This window comes from Candidatus Enterococcus avicola (assembly GCF_047470845.1).
GTDB classification, from domain to species: Bacteria; Bacillota; Bacilli; order Lactobacillales; family Enterococcaceae; genus Enterococcus_D; species Enterococcus_D casseliflavus.
On the sequence record NZ_JBLGTY010000019.1, the window covers coordinates 44671 to 62045 of the forward strand.

Genomic DNA, 17375 nt, shown 5'->3' on the forward strand with positions numbered 1-17375 from the left:
ACACAGCAAAAAAAGCGGCTCTCACAAAAGAGAGCCGCTTTGGTTTAGTTTTTAATCCTGTAACAAACTACCGCCATTGGTGGCAATGACTTCTTTGTACCAGTAGAAACTATCTTTGCGGGAACGGTCAAAGCTGCCGTTTCCTTCATCATCCGCGTCTACATAGACAAAGCCGTAGCGTTTCGACATTTCTGACGTGGAAGCCGATACTAAGTCGGTACAACCCCAAGGCGTATAGCCCATCAATTCCACACCATCTTCGATCGCTTCATACATTTGTTCGATATGCGCCTTCAAATAATCGATGCGATAGCTGTCATGGATCGAACCATCCTCTTCCACCGTATCCAAGGCACCTAAGCCGTTTTCAACGATAAACAACGGTACTTGGTAGCGGTCGTACAAGTTATTCAAAGTCACACGCAAGCCGATTGGATCGATTTGCCACCCCCAGTCAGAGGCTTCCAAGTAAGGGTTTGATTCGCCTAAAGAAAAGTTGCCAGCAGTTGCTTCGCCGCCTTCTTCAGGATTGTGGCGAGCAATAGAACTCATGTAGTAAGAAAAGGACATGAAGTCGACAGGGTATTGCGCAAGAATGTCTAAATCGCCGTCTTCGAAGGTCACTTCGATGCCGTTTTCTTTAAAGAAGCGCTTCGTATATGCGGGATACTTCCCACGAACTTGGACATCAGAGAAGAAGAGATTCTCGTGGTCACGCTTGATTTCTTCCATCACATCTGCTGGATTTGGTGTAGCTGGGTAAGCTTGCATTCGTGCCAACATCATCCCTACTTTGATGTCAGGATTGATTTCGTGGGCAAATTTTGTTGCTAAACTAGAAGCCACAAATTGATGATGCACGGCTTGATACATGTCAGAAAGGTTTTGTGTGCCGTCTTCGGATAACAAGGCACCACCAACATAGCCAGAGATCCCCATGATATTGATTTCATTGAAGGTCAACCAGTATTTGACTTTGTCTTTGTAGCGGGTCAACACAGTTTCTGCGTATTTGACGAACAAATCGATCACTTGGCGATTTTTCCAGCCGCCATAGTTCAACGCGATCCCGATAGGTGTTTCGTAGTGAGAGAGGGTCACTAAGGGTTCGATCCCGTATTTCGCACACTCATCAAACACATTGTCATAAAATTGCAAGCCCTCTTCATTTGGCTGAGCATCGTCACCATTTGGAAAAATTCTTGACCAAGCGATGGACAGACGGAAGGTTTTGAAGCCCATCTCTGCATACAAGGCGATATCTTCTTTGTAGCGATGGTAGAAGTCTGACCCCCAACGTTTTGGATACAAGCCTTCTTTGTCATTTAAGGCAAACAAAACTTTTTCCCGTGTCATTGGTGCAGCAAATTCTGCCATGTTTTTGCGGTCTTCTGGTTTGACAGCGATCGCTGTATCAGATGTCGCTGGACCACGTCCGCCTTCGTTCCATGCTCCTTCAAATTGGTTGGCTGCAGTGGCGCCGCCCCATAAAAAGCCTTTTGGAAATTGTTTTTCTGTCATGATTAGCCTACTTTCTTTTTCTTTAATGATCGACACAGCAGATCAGCAAGAAAGCATTCTTACTGATCCAGCGACGTGCCGTTAAACGCATTTATTTTACGACTTCGATCAAATCGTCCTGCGCTGTTACTTCTTTTGACTGTGTCGTTTGGATGTCACTGTAGTCGTTAGAGTTCGTGACGATGACTGGTGTCAGCAAGGAATAGCCTTCCGCACGAATCGCTTCTGTATCAAAAGAAATCAATTTTTGACCAGCTTTGACTTTGTCTCCTTGGTTGATGTAGGCAGTAAAGTGATTGCCTTCAAGTTCTACCGTATTCATGCCGATGTGGATCAATAGTTCTGTTCCATCTTCTGTCACTAAACCGATGGCATGTTTTGTTGGAAACAAGATTTTGACTTCTGCATCTGCTGGCGCAGTGATTTCACCGATCGCTGGTTCAACTGCGATCCCTTTTCCCATAGCACCTGAAGAAAAGACTTTGTCTTCCACATCTGCTAAAGCAACCACTTGACCGGTTACTGGGCTTTTGACTGTTTCGTCTTTGACGCTGGCAGAAACGGTTTTTGCTTCTGGCGCTGGCGCTGCTGGTGTTGCTTGACCGTCGACTGGTGAATCAACAGTTGTATACAATGTTGGTACTTTCAACAACATCATGATGATAAATGACGCTACGATCGCAATCACTGTACCAATCGCCAAGTGGATCACACTATGGAAGCTGCCTGTTGCTGGATCGATATATGCAGGATACAAGAAGATCCCCATACCACCCATTGCATAACCAGTGACGTTAAAGATTGACAAGTAGATACCGACGAAACCTGAAACTAAACAAGAAACGATAAATGGTGTTTTCATTGGCAACGTGTACCCGTAGATCGCAGGTTCAGTCACACCGAAGATCGATGAGATCAATGCTGGCATTGCGCCTTGTTTGACTTTTGGTTCTTTCGTTTTCAACCAAATCGCTGCTAACACACCCGTTTGCGTGAAACATGGTAGCACTGCTGCGGTCAAAATAATCGAAGAGCCGTTTTGCGCCATATCCATGATCGCCAATGGCACAAGACCCCAGTGAAGACCAAACATAACTAATACTTGCCATAATGCCCCTAAAGCAAAGCCGTAAATAATTGGGCTGAAATCATACACTGCTTGGAAAGCAACACCGATCCAGCTAGAGGCTGTATTTGCGACTGGACCTACTACAAAGAAGGTCAACGGCACAGTGATCAAAATCGTTACAAACGGAACCACAAACATTTTGACTACGTCAGGTGTGACTTTGCGCATAAACTGCTCAATTTTTGAAGCGACAAAAATCGCTAAAATAATTGGCAATACGCTGTTGAAGTAGCCGCCTGCTGGCAAGGTCAAGGTTAGACCGAAGACTTTGCTCGCTTCAGCCACACTTTCTGCTAAGCCAGGATAGACCATCGCACCTGCGATCGCTAATGCTGTATAGGTGTTCATCTTGAATTTCTTCGCTGCAGTGACGGCTAAGATCATTGGTAAGTATTGGAACAAACCATCGCCTAGAGTATTCATTACTACATAGATACCATTGGTCGCTTCCATCCCAGTTGCTGCCAGCAACGCCGTGATCCCTTTTAAGATACCGGCTGCCGCTAATGGACCTAAGAACGGTTGGAACAGGCTTGAGATAACATCGATAAAGCGGTCAAACAAGCTGCCTTTTTGCCCGTCGCCTTCATCGATATCAAGACTGCCACCATCGGCTAATCCGCCGACTTTCAACACTTCATCATAAACATCTGGCACATGATTGCCGATAACGACTTGGTATTGTCCGCCTGCTTTGACGACGGTCACGACACCGTCACGTTTTTGCAAATAATCAGTGTCCGCTTTGCTTTCGTCTTTTAAGTGGAATCGTAAGCGAGTCACACAGTGTTTTACAGATGAGACATTTTCTTTGCCACCAACGTGGGCCAAAATGTCTTGCGCTAATTCAGTATATTTTGCCATTTTGATTGCTCCTTTTTTATTGGTCATTTAATAAAAATAAAAAGACCAGCCATTTCTACAATAAACAAGCATGAGAGATCCCCTAAAAAAAGAGTGACAGGTTTCCTCATCGAGTATTGTAAGAAAGTGCAGGTCTTGCCAGCCGAACTGTAACGAATCCATTTCCATTCTTAGGTTAATTTTGAGTGAGCGGCTAAGTTACCGATATGCAGAATCAAATACATCAATTCCATATCGTTGACATGCCAGCCCTTTTGTTCAAATAAGTATTCTTTGATCGAATCTGCGGTTTCTTTTTCTTTTGGATAGCTGCTGAAGGCCAAGGCAATCATTGGATTTGCCAATACTGGCTCTTCTTTTTCTTGACTTTGTCGAATTAAATAATAGCGAATGTGGGTCACGAACCGTTGGAAGTAGGAAGAATTCTCATCAAACTCGATGTTCATGCTGTACTTAACGATCCGTAAAATATTGTTCGTCAACTCGGTGTGCTCATAAGCACTTTGATTGGCGCTTTTTTCAATTTGCGCATTGACGAAATGCAAAGTGATAAACGCAGCTTCTTCTTGTGAAAAATCGGGATACAGCTCTTTGCGGATCAACTCGACCGCTTGGACACTGACCGCATATTCCTTGGCATAAATTTTCTTGATTTCCCAATGCATGGGATTGGTCAAAACAATTTCTTGCTTTTGACGACTGATGGCAAACAAGATATGATCCATCAGTGTGAAATAAACATTTGGATTGAAATCGGTTCCAACACTATCCCGAAAAAGACGCACGATTTCATAAATGACGGCCATTTGTTTTTCGTCAGCCTTCGTCATGACTTTCGACATATGTTCCACTGTCAAATCATCTTCTGGATAGTATTTTTTTTCGATTCGCTCAGCTGGAATCGGGTCACCCGGTTTCGTTTGAAAGCCGATCCCTTTTCCCATTAGGATCACTTCAACTTCATCTTCTTTTGAAAGTACAACATTGTTGTTGATCCTCTTGATAATCTTCACGAACGATCCTCCTTGATCAGCATAGCCCGTAAAAAACGTTGCATCCTTTGACGTCTATGCAGAAGGTCTTGTATTTTTTTCTTTCTCTGACGTGCCGTTAAGTGACGAGGTGATTGACTGCTCTAGAAAGTGTTGCAGGCTATCGTCAAACCTAGCTGGCAGTTCATTGCGTTTTACTTCTCCCCTCCTTTGCTGATCAATGACTGGACCTTACCTTGGAACCGGTTCTTTTTTTAGCTATTAGAAATAATGGAGCAAAAAAAGAAGACCAAAGCAAAAAAGTGTACAACCCAAGAAACTTTGGGTAATCAACGCACTTTTTTCCTCTGGTCTTGCCTGCCGAACAGTAACGAATCCAGTAATGAGAACACTCTCATGTTCCGTTGAGATAATAGTACTCATTCTGAGAAAAAATGTCAACACTTTTTTTGCAAACGTTTTTCTTTTTTCGTTTTCGGCTTCGTTTCACTCTGATTTGCTCGTAGTTTTCTTAATGATAGTGAGGGGTTTTTCTGTATAAATTCTCTGTAACAGCTTGGGCATTTTTTATCCAACAGCACACAACACAAAAAACCGTAATCTTCGTACATTACGGTCATAGCTGGAAGTATGATGCTTGAAAGACGATCAATCACAAAGAATCAGAAAATTGGGGAAGGTCTGGTGCATGACAGACATTCAATGTGACTGACCGCTTTTAGCGATTCATGCGCTTCATGACTTCCACAAACGAAAAGGTGTCTTTGAGAGGGGGAAGCAATCAAATAACCTTTCGATTCTTCAAGATGTTGCTCGATCCTGCGATAAAAACCGCAGAGAGCGAGGAAAATGCTGTTCCTATCATAAAGGAAACAGTCACAAGACTTATCATTGAAAGGTCAACGATAAGGTTTCGCAGAAAAGGCAGTACTAGTTTTTAAATGGGTTGATTTCCCAAGGGCCGAATGGTTCAAATTCCATGAAAAACTACCTCCTTTATTATTTGCTATACCTTATTATATTTGATAACATGTTATTAAAATCACATTGTTCAGAAATGCGTCACAATTAAGGAGGTCCCCCATGAAACAGCAAGGCTCTTTAATCAAAAAACTGCGCACAGATCGCAAAATCTCGCAAGCCAAGCTTGCCGAAGGTATTTCCTCACGCACCACCCTTTCTTCATTCGAAAATCGTAAAACAAACCTCTCATCACAAACCCTATTTGACTACTTAGACAAAATGAATATTACAGTTCATGAGTTCAGTCTGTTGATCGACAGCGAAGTCACGGATCAGAAACGTCAGCTGGTGCAAGATTTCTATACCCGATACTATGAGCGAACACTGACTCTCGATTACTTGGCTAACCTAGAAAAACGCTACTTTGAGACACAAAATTTTTTCTATTATTCTTTGTATGTCCAAGGATTGCTGCTGCTCAACCGTGAAGCATTTCTGATGAATCAAGGAGCTTACACCCAAGAAGTGGAACTGGTAAAGCAATACTTGTTTGATATCGAAACCTGGGGGCGCTTTGAGTTAAATTTATTCTCAAATTTGTTATTTATTTTTGACCAAGAAACAATCAGTTATTACTTAGATCACGGGATCAAAAAAATCCTTCGCTACGCCAATGATCCATTTTATGCAAATCTGTTAAGTGTCGTGATCCTAAACGGCTGTGCCTTTGCCAGCGAAAATAAAGATGCCTATCTGCTTAACAAGTTTCTGCTCTTGTCTGAACCACTACCCAATACACCCCTCTATTTTTATTTAAAAATCCATCAAGTGCTGTATCAGGAAATTTACTCGTATTTACAATCCGCTCAGTTGAACAAAGAGATTCTTAAAAACACCTTAGTCGTTATTGAACAAGCGGGTTACCAGAACCATAAAGACGATCTCCAACAGTTGCTTGCTGCTGTTACCAATCGGGCGATTTAGCCGCTTATTAAATGGGCATTTATGTAATGTTATCTATCAAAAAAAGCTGATCTGTCAACGGAGCTCAGCTTTTTCGTCAATGTCATTCCAACCCGCCCACGAAACAGCCGCTCAAAATGAAGGGGTCAACATGCGACTTGCTTCTTCCGTCTGCATGGACCAAGAAAAAAACCAGTTAGGTTTTAGACCTAACTGGTTTTGTTTGGCAAAAGCAACGAGCATGCTGCTGCCGATTCATTTGTGTAATTTACTAACCGATTAACGAGATTCTGAAGTCACACCGATGGTTGCCCATGGGTTATGATCGGCGTCAAATGCCCAGGTAAAGTTTGCGACACGATCAGAGATCGGTAAGATTTGATTCCGATACAACGTTGGGATCGCAAAAGCTTCTTCAATCGCATATTCTTGCCATGCATCAAAAGCAGCCTTCCGTGTTGCTTCATCAAAGGAATCGATTGAATCGATCGCAGCTAACAATTCAGTATTTTCATCTGACTCAAAACGAGTGTAGTTAAATGCTGAATTTGGTCCCCATAAGCTGGTTGGTGATGGATCTGAACCAGTAGACCAAGCAGCTTGGAAGACATCGATATCTGGATCATCGTTTTTCAGCTTGTCGTAGAAGGCTTGGAAATCGATCAAACGACCTGTTGAATATTGAACATCTAAACCGATCTCTTGCCATTGTTGAACATAGTAGTCCGCCAATGGTTGGGCAACTTCCCCACCAGACATTGACGCAAAGTTGATGGTCAATTTATTGCCATCTGGATCTTCCCGGAAGCCATCGCCATCCACATCGATGAAGCCAGCGTCATCTAGAAGTTGATTTGCTTTATCCATATCTAAATGGTATCCTTCGGCATCACTATTGTGCAACGTACCATAAACAGGTGGGATCAATGTCGAAGCATTTGAACGCAAGCCGTGGTAGAAACGCTCACCGATCGCATCATTGTCGATGGCGTAGCCCATTGCTTGACGTAATGCTTTGTTCGCCATTTTTGCATTTGGATCAAAATCAACACTATTTGTTTCATCATTCCATGAACCTAAACTAAAGCCAAGATACGTGTAAGATTGTTCTGGACGACCTAACATTTGGTAGCCATCCATGTTTTGATACGTATCAAAGGTATCTGTTGGCATTTTTAAGACTAAATCGTATTGCTTCGCATTTAATGCTTCATTGATTGAAGCAGAAGGGACGTTACGCATCACGATTTTTTCTAAGGTCGGTGTATCGCCATAGTAATATTCATTCGGTACATATTCCACCGTTTCACCTGGTACGATATTACTCATTTTGTATGGGCCAAAACCGATTGGATTGGTTCGAACGGGATCACTTGAAGGCATATCTGCTACTTCAATGCCTTCAAAGGCATGTTTCGCTAGTGCAGAATGCCAGATCGCTCCACCGGATTGCTGCATACCTGGATGCATTTCTTTAAACTCGATTTCAACGACTTTGTCGCTGACTGCTGTGATCCCTGAGATCGTATCGGCATCGCCGCTGTGGTATTCTTCCATCCCAACGATATTCGTAAAATCATTGTTGTAACGAACGCCGTCATAGTCTTGATGTCCGATGACTTCATAAGAGAAGATTACGTCTTCAGCCGTTACATCAACCCCGTCAGACCATTTCAAATCCTCACGCAAAGTGATCGTTGCTTTGTTATTATCGACATCTAATTCTAAATCAGCTGGTCCACCATTTACAACTCGAAAATCTTCATCTTGTAGGAACAAATATTCATGGCTTGGCAACATGAAGTCACGGTCATAAGCATCCCGATAAAACTCCCATTGAAACAACCCTTGGAATTGCGTATCTGTTACTACCGCAACATCTAAGACGCCCCCATCGATCACTTCATCGTTATTTTCAACTGCAAGCTGCAAATCATTGATATCAAATCCAGCTGCCTCAGTTGATGATTCTTGTGTATCTGTCGAACCTGTTCCACCTCCGTTACTTTGTCCGCAAGCCCCTAAAACAAGCGCTGCCAATAAAGTAATCATGCCAAACTTCGTTTTCTTCATACTCTTCCTCCTTATTTAAATCCCTTCCTCGTGATTCAGTGACCACTCGATCTTCGAATAAAAAAACCAAGCAAACAGTTTTTTTATCTTAAAATGGCTTTTTTATTAGAAAATCTGAACGAGATTAACTAAATTATAACAATTTTCGTAAAATTCTTTCTGTCAATAATTTCACCGATTGATGAAATTATTGAAAAAAGGGCGATTCTCCTTGATACATCGCCGTTATTTTTATTCGCATTTTCTTAAATTTTTCTTTTTCTCCCTTTTTTGGTTCTCATTTCTCTTCTTCTCCCGCTACTTAAAACTGTCAAAAAATACTTTTTTGTCGCTAAAAGGTGTGATACTATGAAAAAAAGGAGCGTTCAATGAAACTATGGCAGATAAACGAGTTTTCTTACAAACAAAATCGAAACCCTTTGCACCTATCTCACAGCTCTTAACCCAGCGCTTGCTTTTGGCGTATAGCATCGTCTTGATCCTCATTGGCTTGGTTGCTTCCCCTCCTCAAGCTTTGTGGCAAGGCTCGCTGGCAATCTTAAATGCCCCAAGCAATTTGATTTCTGATTATTTTGCGATCGGCAATCTTGGAAGCGCCTTTTTAAACAGTGGCTTATTGACATTGATCAGTATCCTCCTTGCGAAAAAGCAAGGAACGATTATTAGTGGACCAATGATCGCTGCTTTTTTTACCATATCTGGCTTTTCTTTTTTTGGAAAAAACATCTTTAACTCGATTCCCATTCCACTTGGTGTCTATTTATACTCTTACATACAGCAACGCCCCGCAACACAATATTCACTGGTTGCCTTATTTGGCAGTGCCGCCTCGCCGGTGATCAGTTACTTAGCATTCGGTTTAGGGTTGCCTTTACCCGTCGGGATCGCTTTTGGTTATGGCATCGGTCTATTAATCGGTTTGGCGCTCCCTCCTCTAGCAGCTCAATTTTTACAATTCCACCAAGGTTTTTCTTTGTATAATATCGGGTTTGCTGCTGGCATCATCACTATGTTTTTCACGAGTTTTTTACGCCTGTTCGACTTGGAAGTCTATTCAAACAAACAGTTGACGACGGAGTATCACTATTATCTGACTGGGTTCTTGCTCATTCTTTGTCTTGCTATGTTTCTTATCGGTTATCTTCTAAATCAGCGATCCCTCAAAGGCTTGCCTGAGCTTTTTCAAACGTCAGGGAAACTAATGACGGACTATGTCACGATTTTTTCCCTTGGGGTCACGATGATGAACATGGCGATGATGGGGATGTTGATGCTGTTCTTTGTCTTCTTCTTACAAGGCGAACTATCTGGTCCCCTTTTAGGCGCAATACTGACCGTAATTGGCTTCAGTGCATTCGGGAATCACTGGAGAAATAGTTTGCCTGTCATGATTGGGGTGGTTTTAGCAACCAAGGTCGGTTTGACCTCTGATGTCTCGACCTTCAGTTTATTGCTGACAGCGATCTTCGGCACCAGTCTAGCCCCCATCAGTGGGTATTATGGTCCAGTTGCTGGCGTAATCGCTGGGGTGGTCCATGCAGCCTTGGTCACAAATATCACCTATTTACATGGAGGATTGAACTTATACAATAATGGCTTTTCCAGTGGATTTGTCGCGGCAGCAATGGTACCATTGTTAGATGAATACCAGCAAATCAGAAGGCGGAGAAGAAAATGATTGAAAAAGAACGGGCACGGCGAATCGTCGATGAAGTGGTCACCTACTTTTTGTCTCATGACTGTCAAAAGATAATAAGTGAGATGGCCTTTGAAGCAGAGGGGTTTAAAGCAGTTGTGCAAGGTCAATTTCCAGAGCAGCCCTCTGATTTAGAACATTTTATCGACATGCTCAACACACCAAGAGATAGCACGTTAGAAAATTATTATGTGGAGCTGTTAGGCGGTCATCAAACGATCCATGAAGAAAAAGATTACTATCTATTAGGATTAATGATCGACGAAGCCGCCATTATGTATGACGAGGGCCAACTAATCGTTGAACTATTTCGCAAAAAATACAATTGAAGAGTAACCAGCAGGAAACGTTTCTGATATGTGGATTCCACAATTCAGAAACATTTTTTTTTCGTTTGTCGTGACAAAAATGAAAGTTTATTGATAGATTTTTCACACTACTTTTCAGAAAACCAGCGTTATACTTTCATCATAATAAAAAACGAGGTGACCGATAGATGAAAAAACTTCTGATTGGACTTGCAGCGCTCCTCCTCATAGGGTTCGGCGCATTGCAAGTCGCACAAACCGTCATCATGGGCGGCGACAGCTACTACGTCCAAATCACTACAGATGGTGAAAAGACGACTTCTAAGGATGACAATGGGAATGTCTATACTCAATACCACTACGAATTGCCAGGGTATGATGAGAACGGCAAAAGCAAAACCCTTGATTTCAACGGTTTCCAAGAACGACCATTGCGCAAAGAAGCCTATTTAAAGCTTACTTGGAACGAAAAAAAAGGGGTAACTGGCTATGAAGAGGTCAAAGAAAAAGACATCCCAGCCAAAGCATTAACCCAATTAAAAGGAGCGTAACGCAACGATGGAAAAAATTATTCAAGCAAATGAACTGACCAAAGTATACGGAAAAGCCAACGAAAAACAAACCGAAGCCTTAAAAGGTATCAGCTTTGATATTGAAAAAGGCGAATTCATTGGGATCATGGGGGCTTCTGGTTCAGGAAAATCCACCCTACTAAACATTCTTTCAACATTGGATCATCCGACAAAAGGTGCCATTCGCATCAACAATAGCGACATCACCAAACTAAAAGGCGATGCCTTGGCAGATTTCCGCAGCCGTGAAATCGGCTTTATTTTCCAAGACTTCAATCTGTTAGAAAACTTAACGGCTTCAGAAAACATCGCTGTGCCGTTGTCTTTACAAGGAGTCAAACCAAAGATCATCCAACAACGGATCAAACGAGTCGCAGAACGCTTGTCCATCACACATATTCTCGACAAATATCCAGCAGCGATCTCTGGTGGACAAAAGCAACGGGTGGCAGCCGCTCGAGCCTTGATCACGGAACCAACGATCCTTTTTGCGGATGAACCGACAGGTGCCTTGGATTCAAAAAGTGCTAAAGACTTATTGAATATGATGGACGACTTGAATACCAATGACCAAGTATCGATTTTATTGGTCACTCATGATCCCCTTTCTGCCAGCTATTGCCAACGTATTTTGTTTATCAAGGACGGAAAGATCCATCAAGAAGTCAAACGTGAGGATCAAAGCCGCGAAGCATTTTACCGCCAGATCCTTGTCATTCTAGGAAACTTGGAACAATAAGGAGGAAGAACACATGCTTTGGAAACTATCACTTACCGGGATCAAAGCTCGGTTGAAGGATTATATCGTCCTCTTTTCTGGTTTAGTCATGGCTTCAGCCATCTTTTATATGTTCGAATCAATGGCAAGTAATGAAGCCTTTTTAAAAAGCAACTCGATCATCAGTATGGTGGTCTTTATCTTTCGTTTTGGTTCGGTCTTATTAGGGATCATCACCTTTGCCTACATCTTATACGCCAATTCTTTCTTGATGGCGATGCGGCAAAAAGACTATGCCATGTTTATGATGTTAGGAGCCAAAGGACGAAAGATCGCCCAAATGATTTTTATCGAAACCTTTATGGTAGGTATCGTTGCCACCGCCGTCGGCTCTATCTTAGGGATCGGCTTAGCTAGTGGTGTCAATACTTTGCTAGTCAATCAATTAAACTTGCAGATCACCCATTATGCAGCATTTAGTCCAGAGGCATTGATCGTAACCGTCGTCTTCTTCTCGATTCTCTTTTTGATTGCTGCCATCTTCAATGCACGGGCAATTGCCAAAAAATCGATTTTAGCATTATTACGAGAAACAAGCACGCCGGCACAAGTCAAACAACGGCCATTCTTGCTCTTCTTGCAAACCATTTTAGGTCTTTGTTCCTTAGCCATCGGCTATTATATGATGAGCGATTTGATGACCTTCCAATTGATCGGGATCGGCATCGCCCTTGTCACGATTGTTCTTGGCACATACCTAGTCTTTCGTTCGGTGATCATCGCTCTTTTATCCCTATTAAAGAAGAACGATACGATCGCATTGAAAAAGTTAAACAATTTCACCTTGTCGCAATTAAGCTTTCGGATTCGTGAGTATACCCAGATGCTTTCGATGGTGGCGATGCTTTTTGCTCTAGCATTAGGTGCCTTGACGGTTGGTCTTGGCTTTAAAAACGAGATCCCTATCTTGGCAAAAACTGTTGCCCCTTATGACTTGTATTTGAACAATGCCCAAAACGCCTCTGACGAAAAAGTCAATGCGTTAAACCCGACCCTTGATGTGACCTACAGCATGAAAGAAACGGATGACACCATTTATTACGTGAAGGAACAATTCAACGAAAACAACTTGCTCAGCTCCAGTATGGATCAGTTGAGTGTCGATGTCACTTACAACAAGCTGACTGGCGATCAATTAGCTTCTGATGTGACCGCCCAAGACCAATTGCGTAGCTACCTCTTACCAGAACAACGAGGTAAGGAGATCCAAGTCGTCGATCAAACCGCTTTTGGTGCGGTCAATGCATCGGAAACCAGCTTGCGAATGGTACAAGTCAAAGACTTCCAAGCAAGCTACGATGGGCTGCGTGATTTGGCGCAAGCAAATCAAGACGCAAATTCTTCAGAAACCGCCGATATGAATTTTTCCCAACGGGTCTTCGCTTACGACAGCTATAACGGGATTTTCTCTGGTTTTGAATTTATGGGCTTCTTCCTGGGTATCGCCTTCTTGACGATGTTAGCTAGCTGCCTGATGTTCAAAATTCTTTCAGGGGCAAACAGCGACATTCAACGTTACACGATGCTGAAAAAAATCGGTACCCGCACGCGTTTACTGAAAAGCTCGATCCGTAAAGAGATTGGCGTGCTCTTCCTAGTTCCTGGCATCTTAGGAATGATCCATGTCTTGTTCGGTCTAAAAATGTTCACCACCTTGATGATCGATCCGTACCATGACCTATGGCTACCTTTTGGCATCTTTATCGCCCTCTACGCCATTTATTACGTGGTGACCATCTGGTTATACACCAACATTGTTTTAAACCCAAAGAAAAAATAACAATCACTCTCTGAATTGCTCAACGCAAAGAGACCATCAAGCCATGAAGGGCATGATGGTCTCTTTCATTTTTCTTGTTTTTTCTCGGACAAAGGGAAGGCAATCTTAGGGTTTGAACCCTAGATGCATCGCCGCCGCACCTCCTGCATAGCTTTTGACTTGCAACACATCAAAGCCAGCTGCCTGAAACTCACGTTTCAATGCCTCTTTGTCAGGAAAATCCCGTGCCGACTCCTGCAGCCAGGAATATTCTTGATAGCTTTTGGCGAACAGTTTGCCAAATAACGGCATGACATGGTGAAAATAAAAAGTAAACAGCTGCCGCCAGCCGATCAGTGTGGGCTGTGATGTTTCGAGACAAACGATTTTCCCGCCTGGGCGCAACACCCGATGGATCTCCGCCAAGACTTGTTGGCGATCTGCGACATTTCTCAACCCGAACCCGATCGTCACATAATCAAAGTGCTCGTCTGGAAAGCTTAATGCCATCGCATTGCCCGTCTGCCACTGGATCTGCGTTTGTTGCTTTTTCTGTGCCTTTTCTTTGGCAACCGTTAACATTTCTTCGCTAAAATCAACGCCGGTCACTTGCCCCGTCGGACCGACCGCTTCATTCAACGCAAACGCCCAATCCCCGGTCCCGCAGCATAAATCTAATATCTCAGCACCCATTGGTACTGCCATTCGTTTCATGGTGTCCTTGCGCCACCGTTTGTGCAGCTGAAAAGAGATAATACCGTTCATTCGATCATAACGGGAAGCGATCGATTCAAATACATCATGTACTTTGGTTTCTTTGGCTGTTGTTGCCATTGCGGCACGTCCTTTCTTTTCCTCGTTTTAGACGCTAAATTCTCAACCCTTAGGTGTCAGTTGCTATAGGTTGCTGATGATTTTAGTCTAGCACGAAAAACGAGGGGAACAAAGACCATGCTTGCATCGTTTTTAGTCGATTTACATTGTTAATAACTTAAAGTATTATCTTTTTGTGCATATACAGGGTTGCCATCCGATAATCATAATGAATCATCGAAAAGGCTAATAGTTCGCCATTTCTCAGATAGCTGTCGTCTCGTACGATCAGTGCGGGCATACCTTCTTCTAAATGAAAGAAGGCAGCTTGTTCCTTCGTTAACGGTTTGCTCTGGATAAACTTGTCGATGAAGGCAACCGTCAGCTGTTTTTCTTCTGCCAAAGCTTGGAACATCGACCCATCCATCATCGTTTTGGAGATCTCCCCTACGATTTCTGGAATATAATAGGAACGTTCAATCAAATACGGTTTGTCATCTAGCGTGCGAAATCGCTGGACTTCGATAAAGTGTTGATCTTTCGCGAATTGTTTATGACTAGGGAGAAACAACGCATCCGCTGCCTTGACCAGTCGTTTTGAAGCTTTGACTGTTCGAATATTTTTCTCCCCCCTTGTCAAATCTTCATTGAAGCCAAGATCTCCTTGTTCAATAGTGGTTTTTTGATTGCTTTGAAAGCGAATGTAAGAGCCTCGCCCTTGCATCTGATAGATCCAGCCCATCTTGCTCAATTTATTGAGGGCTTGACGTAACGTATAACGAGAAACTGGATAAATCGCCAAAAGCTCTCGTTCACTAGGCATCTTCCCCTGCTCATTTCCAATGTCACCGGCTTCAATCTTTCTGATCAATTCCGCTGCTAAGTCTTCAATACTGAGTTTCGTCATTTGCCTACTCCTTTCCTTCGGATTCTCTACTACTATTATCATCTTTGGCGTAAAAAAAGCCAGCTATTTTTCATAGCCGGCTTATCAAAAATACGGATTGATTATGCCTTCGTTGCGTTTGCTTGTTCGTCCTTGTATAGTTTGCCATCATACATTTTGATGAATGGGAACCAAATCAAGAAAGCAACGACTGCACAGATGATTGCTAAGACAAAGGCACGCCAGTCACCACCTGAACCAATAAAGCCGGATAAGCCAATTGGGGTTGGCCACGCTACTTGGGCAATCGGTGGGTTAACAAAGCCTAAGTTGATGCCAAAATAAGCAACGGACATTGAAACCATCGGTGCTAAGAAGAATGGGATCGCTGTGTACGGGTTGTATACCACTGGCATCCCGAACAAAATCGGTTCATTGATATTGAAGAAGGATGGCACGATCGCTGCTTTTCCTAAAGCACTTAACTGCGCTGATTTTGCAAAGAAGGCGATGAAAATCACCATTCCTAACGTCGCTCCTGAACCACCGATCGTAACGAAACTATTGTTAAACTCACCCGCAAAGGCAATGTTGGCACCATTTTGGTTTTCCACCATATTTGACAACACGATGGGCGTCAAGAATGAGGTCACGATCGTTGCCCCATGAATACCGACAATCCATAGTGCATGCATGAAGAAGTAGATAACAAGTAGTCCGATCCAAGTACTAGTTAATTGCGTCACGAAACTAAAAGGAATCGCAATGACTTTGAAAATATCTGTGCCCATTGCGACTAATGCACCATTGATAACGATCACAGTGAGTGCAATTAGGGCTGTAGGAATCAAAGCAGTAAATGAGGAAGAAACACCTGTAGGTACTGTATCAGGCATTTTGATGACAATATTGCGCTTCACACAAAACGCGTAGATTTTTACGGCAATGATCGCCATGATGATCGCTGTAAAGATCCCAGTTGTTCCTAAACGAGTAACGCCTCCACCGATTTCCCAACCATTAATGATTTTTTGATCGTCAGAAATCACTTCAACTAGCGTGGCTACTCCGCCTTCAAACACTAGTTGCGGTAAGCACATAAAGAACGCCATCATAGAAAGTAATGCTCCATTGACTGGGCTTAAAACAAGTTTTTCTTCTTGTGCTTGAATCTTGGTATACTCATATCCAAAAACAATACAAAAATATAGTGCTAAAATTCCCATTGTTGCAGTATTACCCAGCATATAGAGATTAACTACTTTATCAAATGATGTACTCCAAATGCCCTCTAATACTGGAAAACTTTGTGGCAAAACGCTGATGATCAAGAACATAGATCCTACAATAGTGAAAGGAATCGACGCCATCCCGGCTGCCATGACCCCACGAACGATCCGTAATTGTGAGATTTTCCCCATTGGACCCATTAAGTAGCGGTCCAAGAAGGCAAACATTTTGTTATTTTCTGAATCCATTGACTGTTCCCCCTTGAGTTTCAAATGTAGTCAAATACGTGAAATATTTGTCGCGGTCATGCTCGATCAACCACGCTTTACGCTGGATGAACAAACACGCCATCATGCCGACAGAAAACAAGGCAAGTAAGATCCCTCTACCCGATTGATTCATAAAAGGAATCAACGTTGCTTGCTGCCCAATCAAAATACCAAAAATTGCAATCAGATTAACGCCGAATTGGAGCCAATAACCGATCTTTGTCACCAGTAAACGATTCGATTGCTGCCAATATTTTTGAGTTTGTTCAATAAGTATAAGTCCATCAACGATCAATAAGGCAATGGGAATCAAACCCGCCCATGTCCATTGAGACAGACTCAATAGGGTCCAATAAAGATTGACAAAGAAAAAGATCGCAGTCATATAACGAAAAAGTAAAAAACGATTAAACCGCATACTTTTGTTTGCATATTCTTTCTTGGCTGCTTGGGTTACCGGTTTCCTTTTGGTCACAAGTCCTCCTCCTTGTATATTAGAGTTAGGGTTTTAACCTTCCGGTTTTGATTGGATAACCCTATGAACCATCGTTATTTTAAT

The 17375-nt window shown here is 42.7% G+C and carries 15 protein-coding genes; 7 read left to right on the forward strand and 8 right to left on the reverse strand.

The genetic code is table 11. The features are described 5' to 3' along the window. Nucleotides 1-51 precede the first annotated feature (51 nt). The 3 genes from ACI3E5_RS13985 to ACI3E5_RS13995 all read right to left on the reverse strand — a co-directional run bounded on the left by ACI3E5_RS13985 (nucleotide 52) and on the right by ACI3E5_RS13995 (nucleotide 4527). On the reverse strand, nucleotides 52-1521 hold the full coding sequence (locus ACI3E5_RS13985) for a glycoside hydrolase family 1 protein (protein ID WP_015509445.1): 1470 nt from the start codon (nucleotides 1519-1521) through the stop codon (nucleotides 52-54). Between the two features lie 91 nt (nucleotides 1522-1612). After that, on the reverse strand, nucleotides 1613-3514 hold the full coding sequence (locus ACI3E5_RS13990; RefSeq protein WP_010747921.1) for a beta-glucoside-specific PTS transporter subunit IIABC: 1902 nt from the start codon (nucleotides 3512-3514) through the stop codon (nucleotides 1613-1615). A gap of 170 nt (nucleotides 3515-3684) precedes the next feature. Then, nucleotides 3685-4527, reverse strand: a complete 843-nt coding sequence (locus tag ACI3E5_RS13995) for a PRD domain-containing protein (RefSeq protein WP_005225677.1) — start codon at nucleotides 4525-4527, stop codon at nucleotides 3685-3687. A 1062-nt stretch (nucleotides 4528-5589) separates the two neighbouring features. On the opposite strand from ACI3E5_RS13995, the gene ACI3E5_RS14000 reads away from it, so the two are divergent. Together ACI3E5_RS14000 and ACI3E5_RS14005 are read left to right on the forward strand one after the other, a co-directional pair. After that, nucleotides 5590-6453, forward strand: a complete 864-nt coding sequence (locus ACI3E5_RS14000) for a helix-turn-helix domain-containing protein (protein ID WP_142437064.1) — start codon at nucleotides 5590-5592, stop codon at nucleotides 6451-6453. Nucleotides 6454-6532: 79 nt separating this feature from the next. Next, a complete protein-coding gene (locus ACI3E5_RS14005) occupies nucleotides 6533-6715 on the forward strand; it encodes a hypothetical protein (RefSeq protein ID WP_142437063.1) in 183 nt (60 codons plus the stop codon). Here the strand turns inward: ACI3E5_RS14005 and ACI3E5_RS14010 are convergent. Beyond that, nucleotides 6712-8505: an oligopeptide ABC transporter substrate-binding protein gene (locus ACI3E5_RS14010; RefSeq protein ID WP_142437062.1), complete on the reverse strand. Its 1794-nt coding sequence runs from the start codon at nucleotides 8503-8505 to the stop codon at nucleotides 6712-6714. The genes ACI3E5_RS14005 and ACI3E5_RS14010 overlap by 4 nt on opposite strands. Nucleotides 8506-8881: 376 nt before the next feature. On the opposite strand from ACI3E5_RS14010, the gene ACI3E5_RS14015 reads away from it, so the two are divergent. The 5 genes from ACI3E5_RS14015 to ACI3E5_RS14035 all read left to right on the forward strand — a co-directional run bounded on the left by ACI3E5_RS14015 (nucleotide 8882) and on the right by ACI3E5_RS14035 (nucleotide 13639). Continuing rightward, nucleotides 8882-10183: a DUF1576 domain-containing protein gene (locus tag ACI3E5_RS14015; RefSeq protein ID WP_081116754.1), complete on the forward strand. Its 1302-nt coding sequence runs from the start codon at nucleotides 8882-8884 to the stop codon at nucleotides 10181-10183. Further along, nucleotides 10180-10530, forward strand: a complete 351-nt coding sequence (locus ACI3E5_RS14020) for a hypothetical protein (protein WP_005225673.1) — start codon at nucleotides 10180-10182, stop codon at nucleotides 10528-10530. The genes ACI3E5_RS14015 and ACI3E5_RS14020 overlap by 4 nt, the downstream gene beginning before the upstream one ends. Nucleotides 10531-10697: 167 nt before the next feature. Beyond that, entirely contained in the window at nucleotides 10698-11060 is a 363-nt protein-coding gene (locus ACI3E5_RS14025) for a YxeA family protein (protein WP_010747916.1), read from the forward strand. A gap of 7 nt (nucleotides 11061-11067) precedes the next feature. Then, nucleotides 11068-11820 carry an ABC transporter ATP-binding protein gene (locus tag ACI3E5_RS14030; protein WP_005225671.1) on the forward strand — a complete coding sequence of 251 codons (753 nt, stop codon included), beginning with the start codon at nucleotides 11068-11070 and terminating at the stop codon, nucleotides 11818-11820. A gap of 13 nt (nucleotides 11821-11833) precedes the next feature. Further along, nucleotides 11834-13639, forward strand: coding sequence for an ABC transporter permease (locus tag ACI3E5_RS14035; RefSeq protein ID WP_201688842.1), 1806 nt, complete (start codon nucleotides 11834-11836; stop codon nucleotides 13637-13639). Between the two features lie 105 nt (nucleotides 13640-13744). On the opposite strand, the gene ACI3E5_RS14040 is transcribed toward ACI3E5_RS14035, so the two are convergent. From ACI3E5_RS14040 to ACI3E5_RS14055, 4 genes are all read right to left on the reverse strand, one after another. Then, a complete protein-coding gene (locus ACI3E5_RS14040; protein ID WP_194192980.1) occupies nucleotides 13745-14452 on the reverse strand; it encodes a demethylmenaquinone methyltransferase in 708 nt (235 codons plus the stop codon). 157 nt (nucleotides 14453-14609) lie between these two features. Further along, the gene (locus ACI3E5_RS14045; RefSeq protein WP_201688839.1) at nucleotides 14610-15338 is read right to left on the reverse strand and encodes a GntR family transcriptional regulator; all 729 of its coding nucleotides are present in this window, start codon (nucleotides 15336-15338) and stop codon (nucleotides 14610-14612) included. Between the two features lie 101 nt (nucleotides 15339-15439). After that, entirely contained in the window at nucleotides 15440-16795 is a 1356-nt protein-coding gene (celB, locus tag ACI3E5_RS14050) for a PTS cellobiose transporter subunit IIC (RefSeq protein WP_016610408.1), read from the reverse strand. Then, the gene (locus ACI3E5_RS14055) at nucleotides 16779-17291 is read right to left on the reverse strand and encodes a hypothetical protein (protein WP_015509419.1); all 513 of its coding nucleotides are present in this window, start codon (nucleotides 17289-17291) and stop codon (nucleotides 16779-16781) included. Before ACI3E5_RS14055 ends, celB begins: the two co-directional genes overlap by 17 nt. Between the last annotated feature and the right edge of the window lie 84 nt (nucleotides 17292-17375).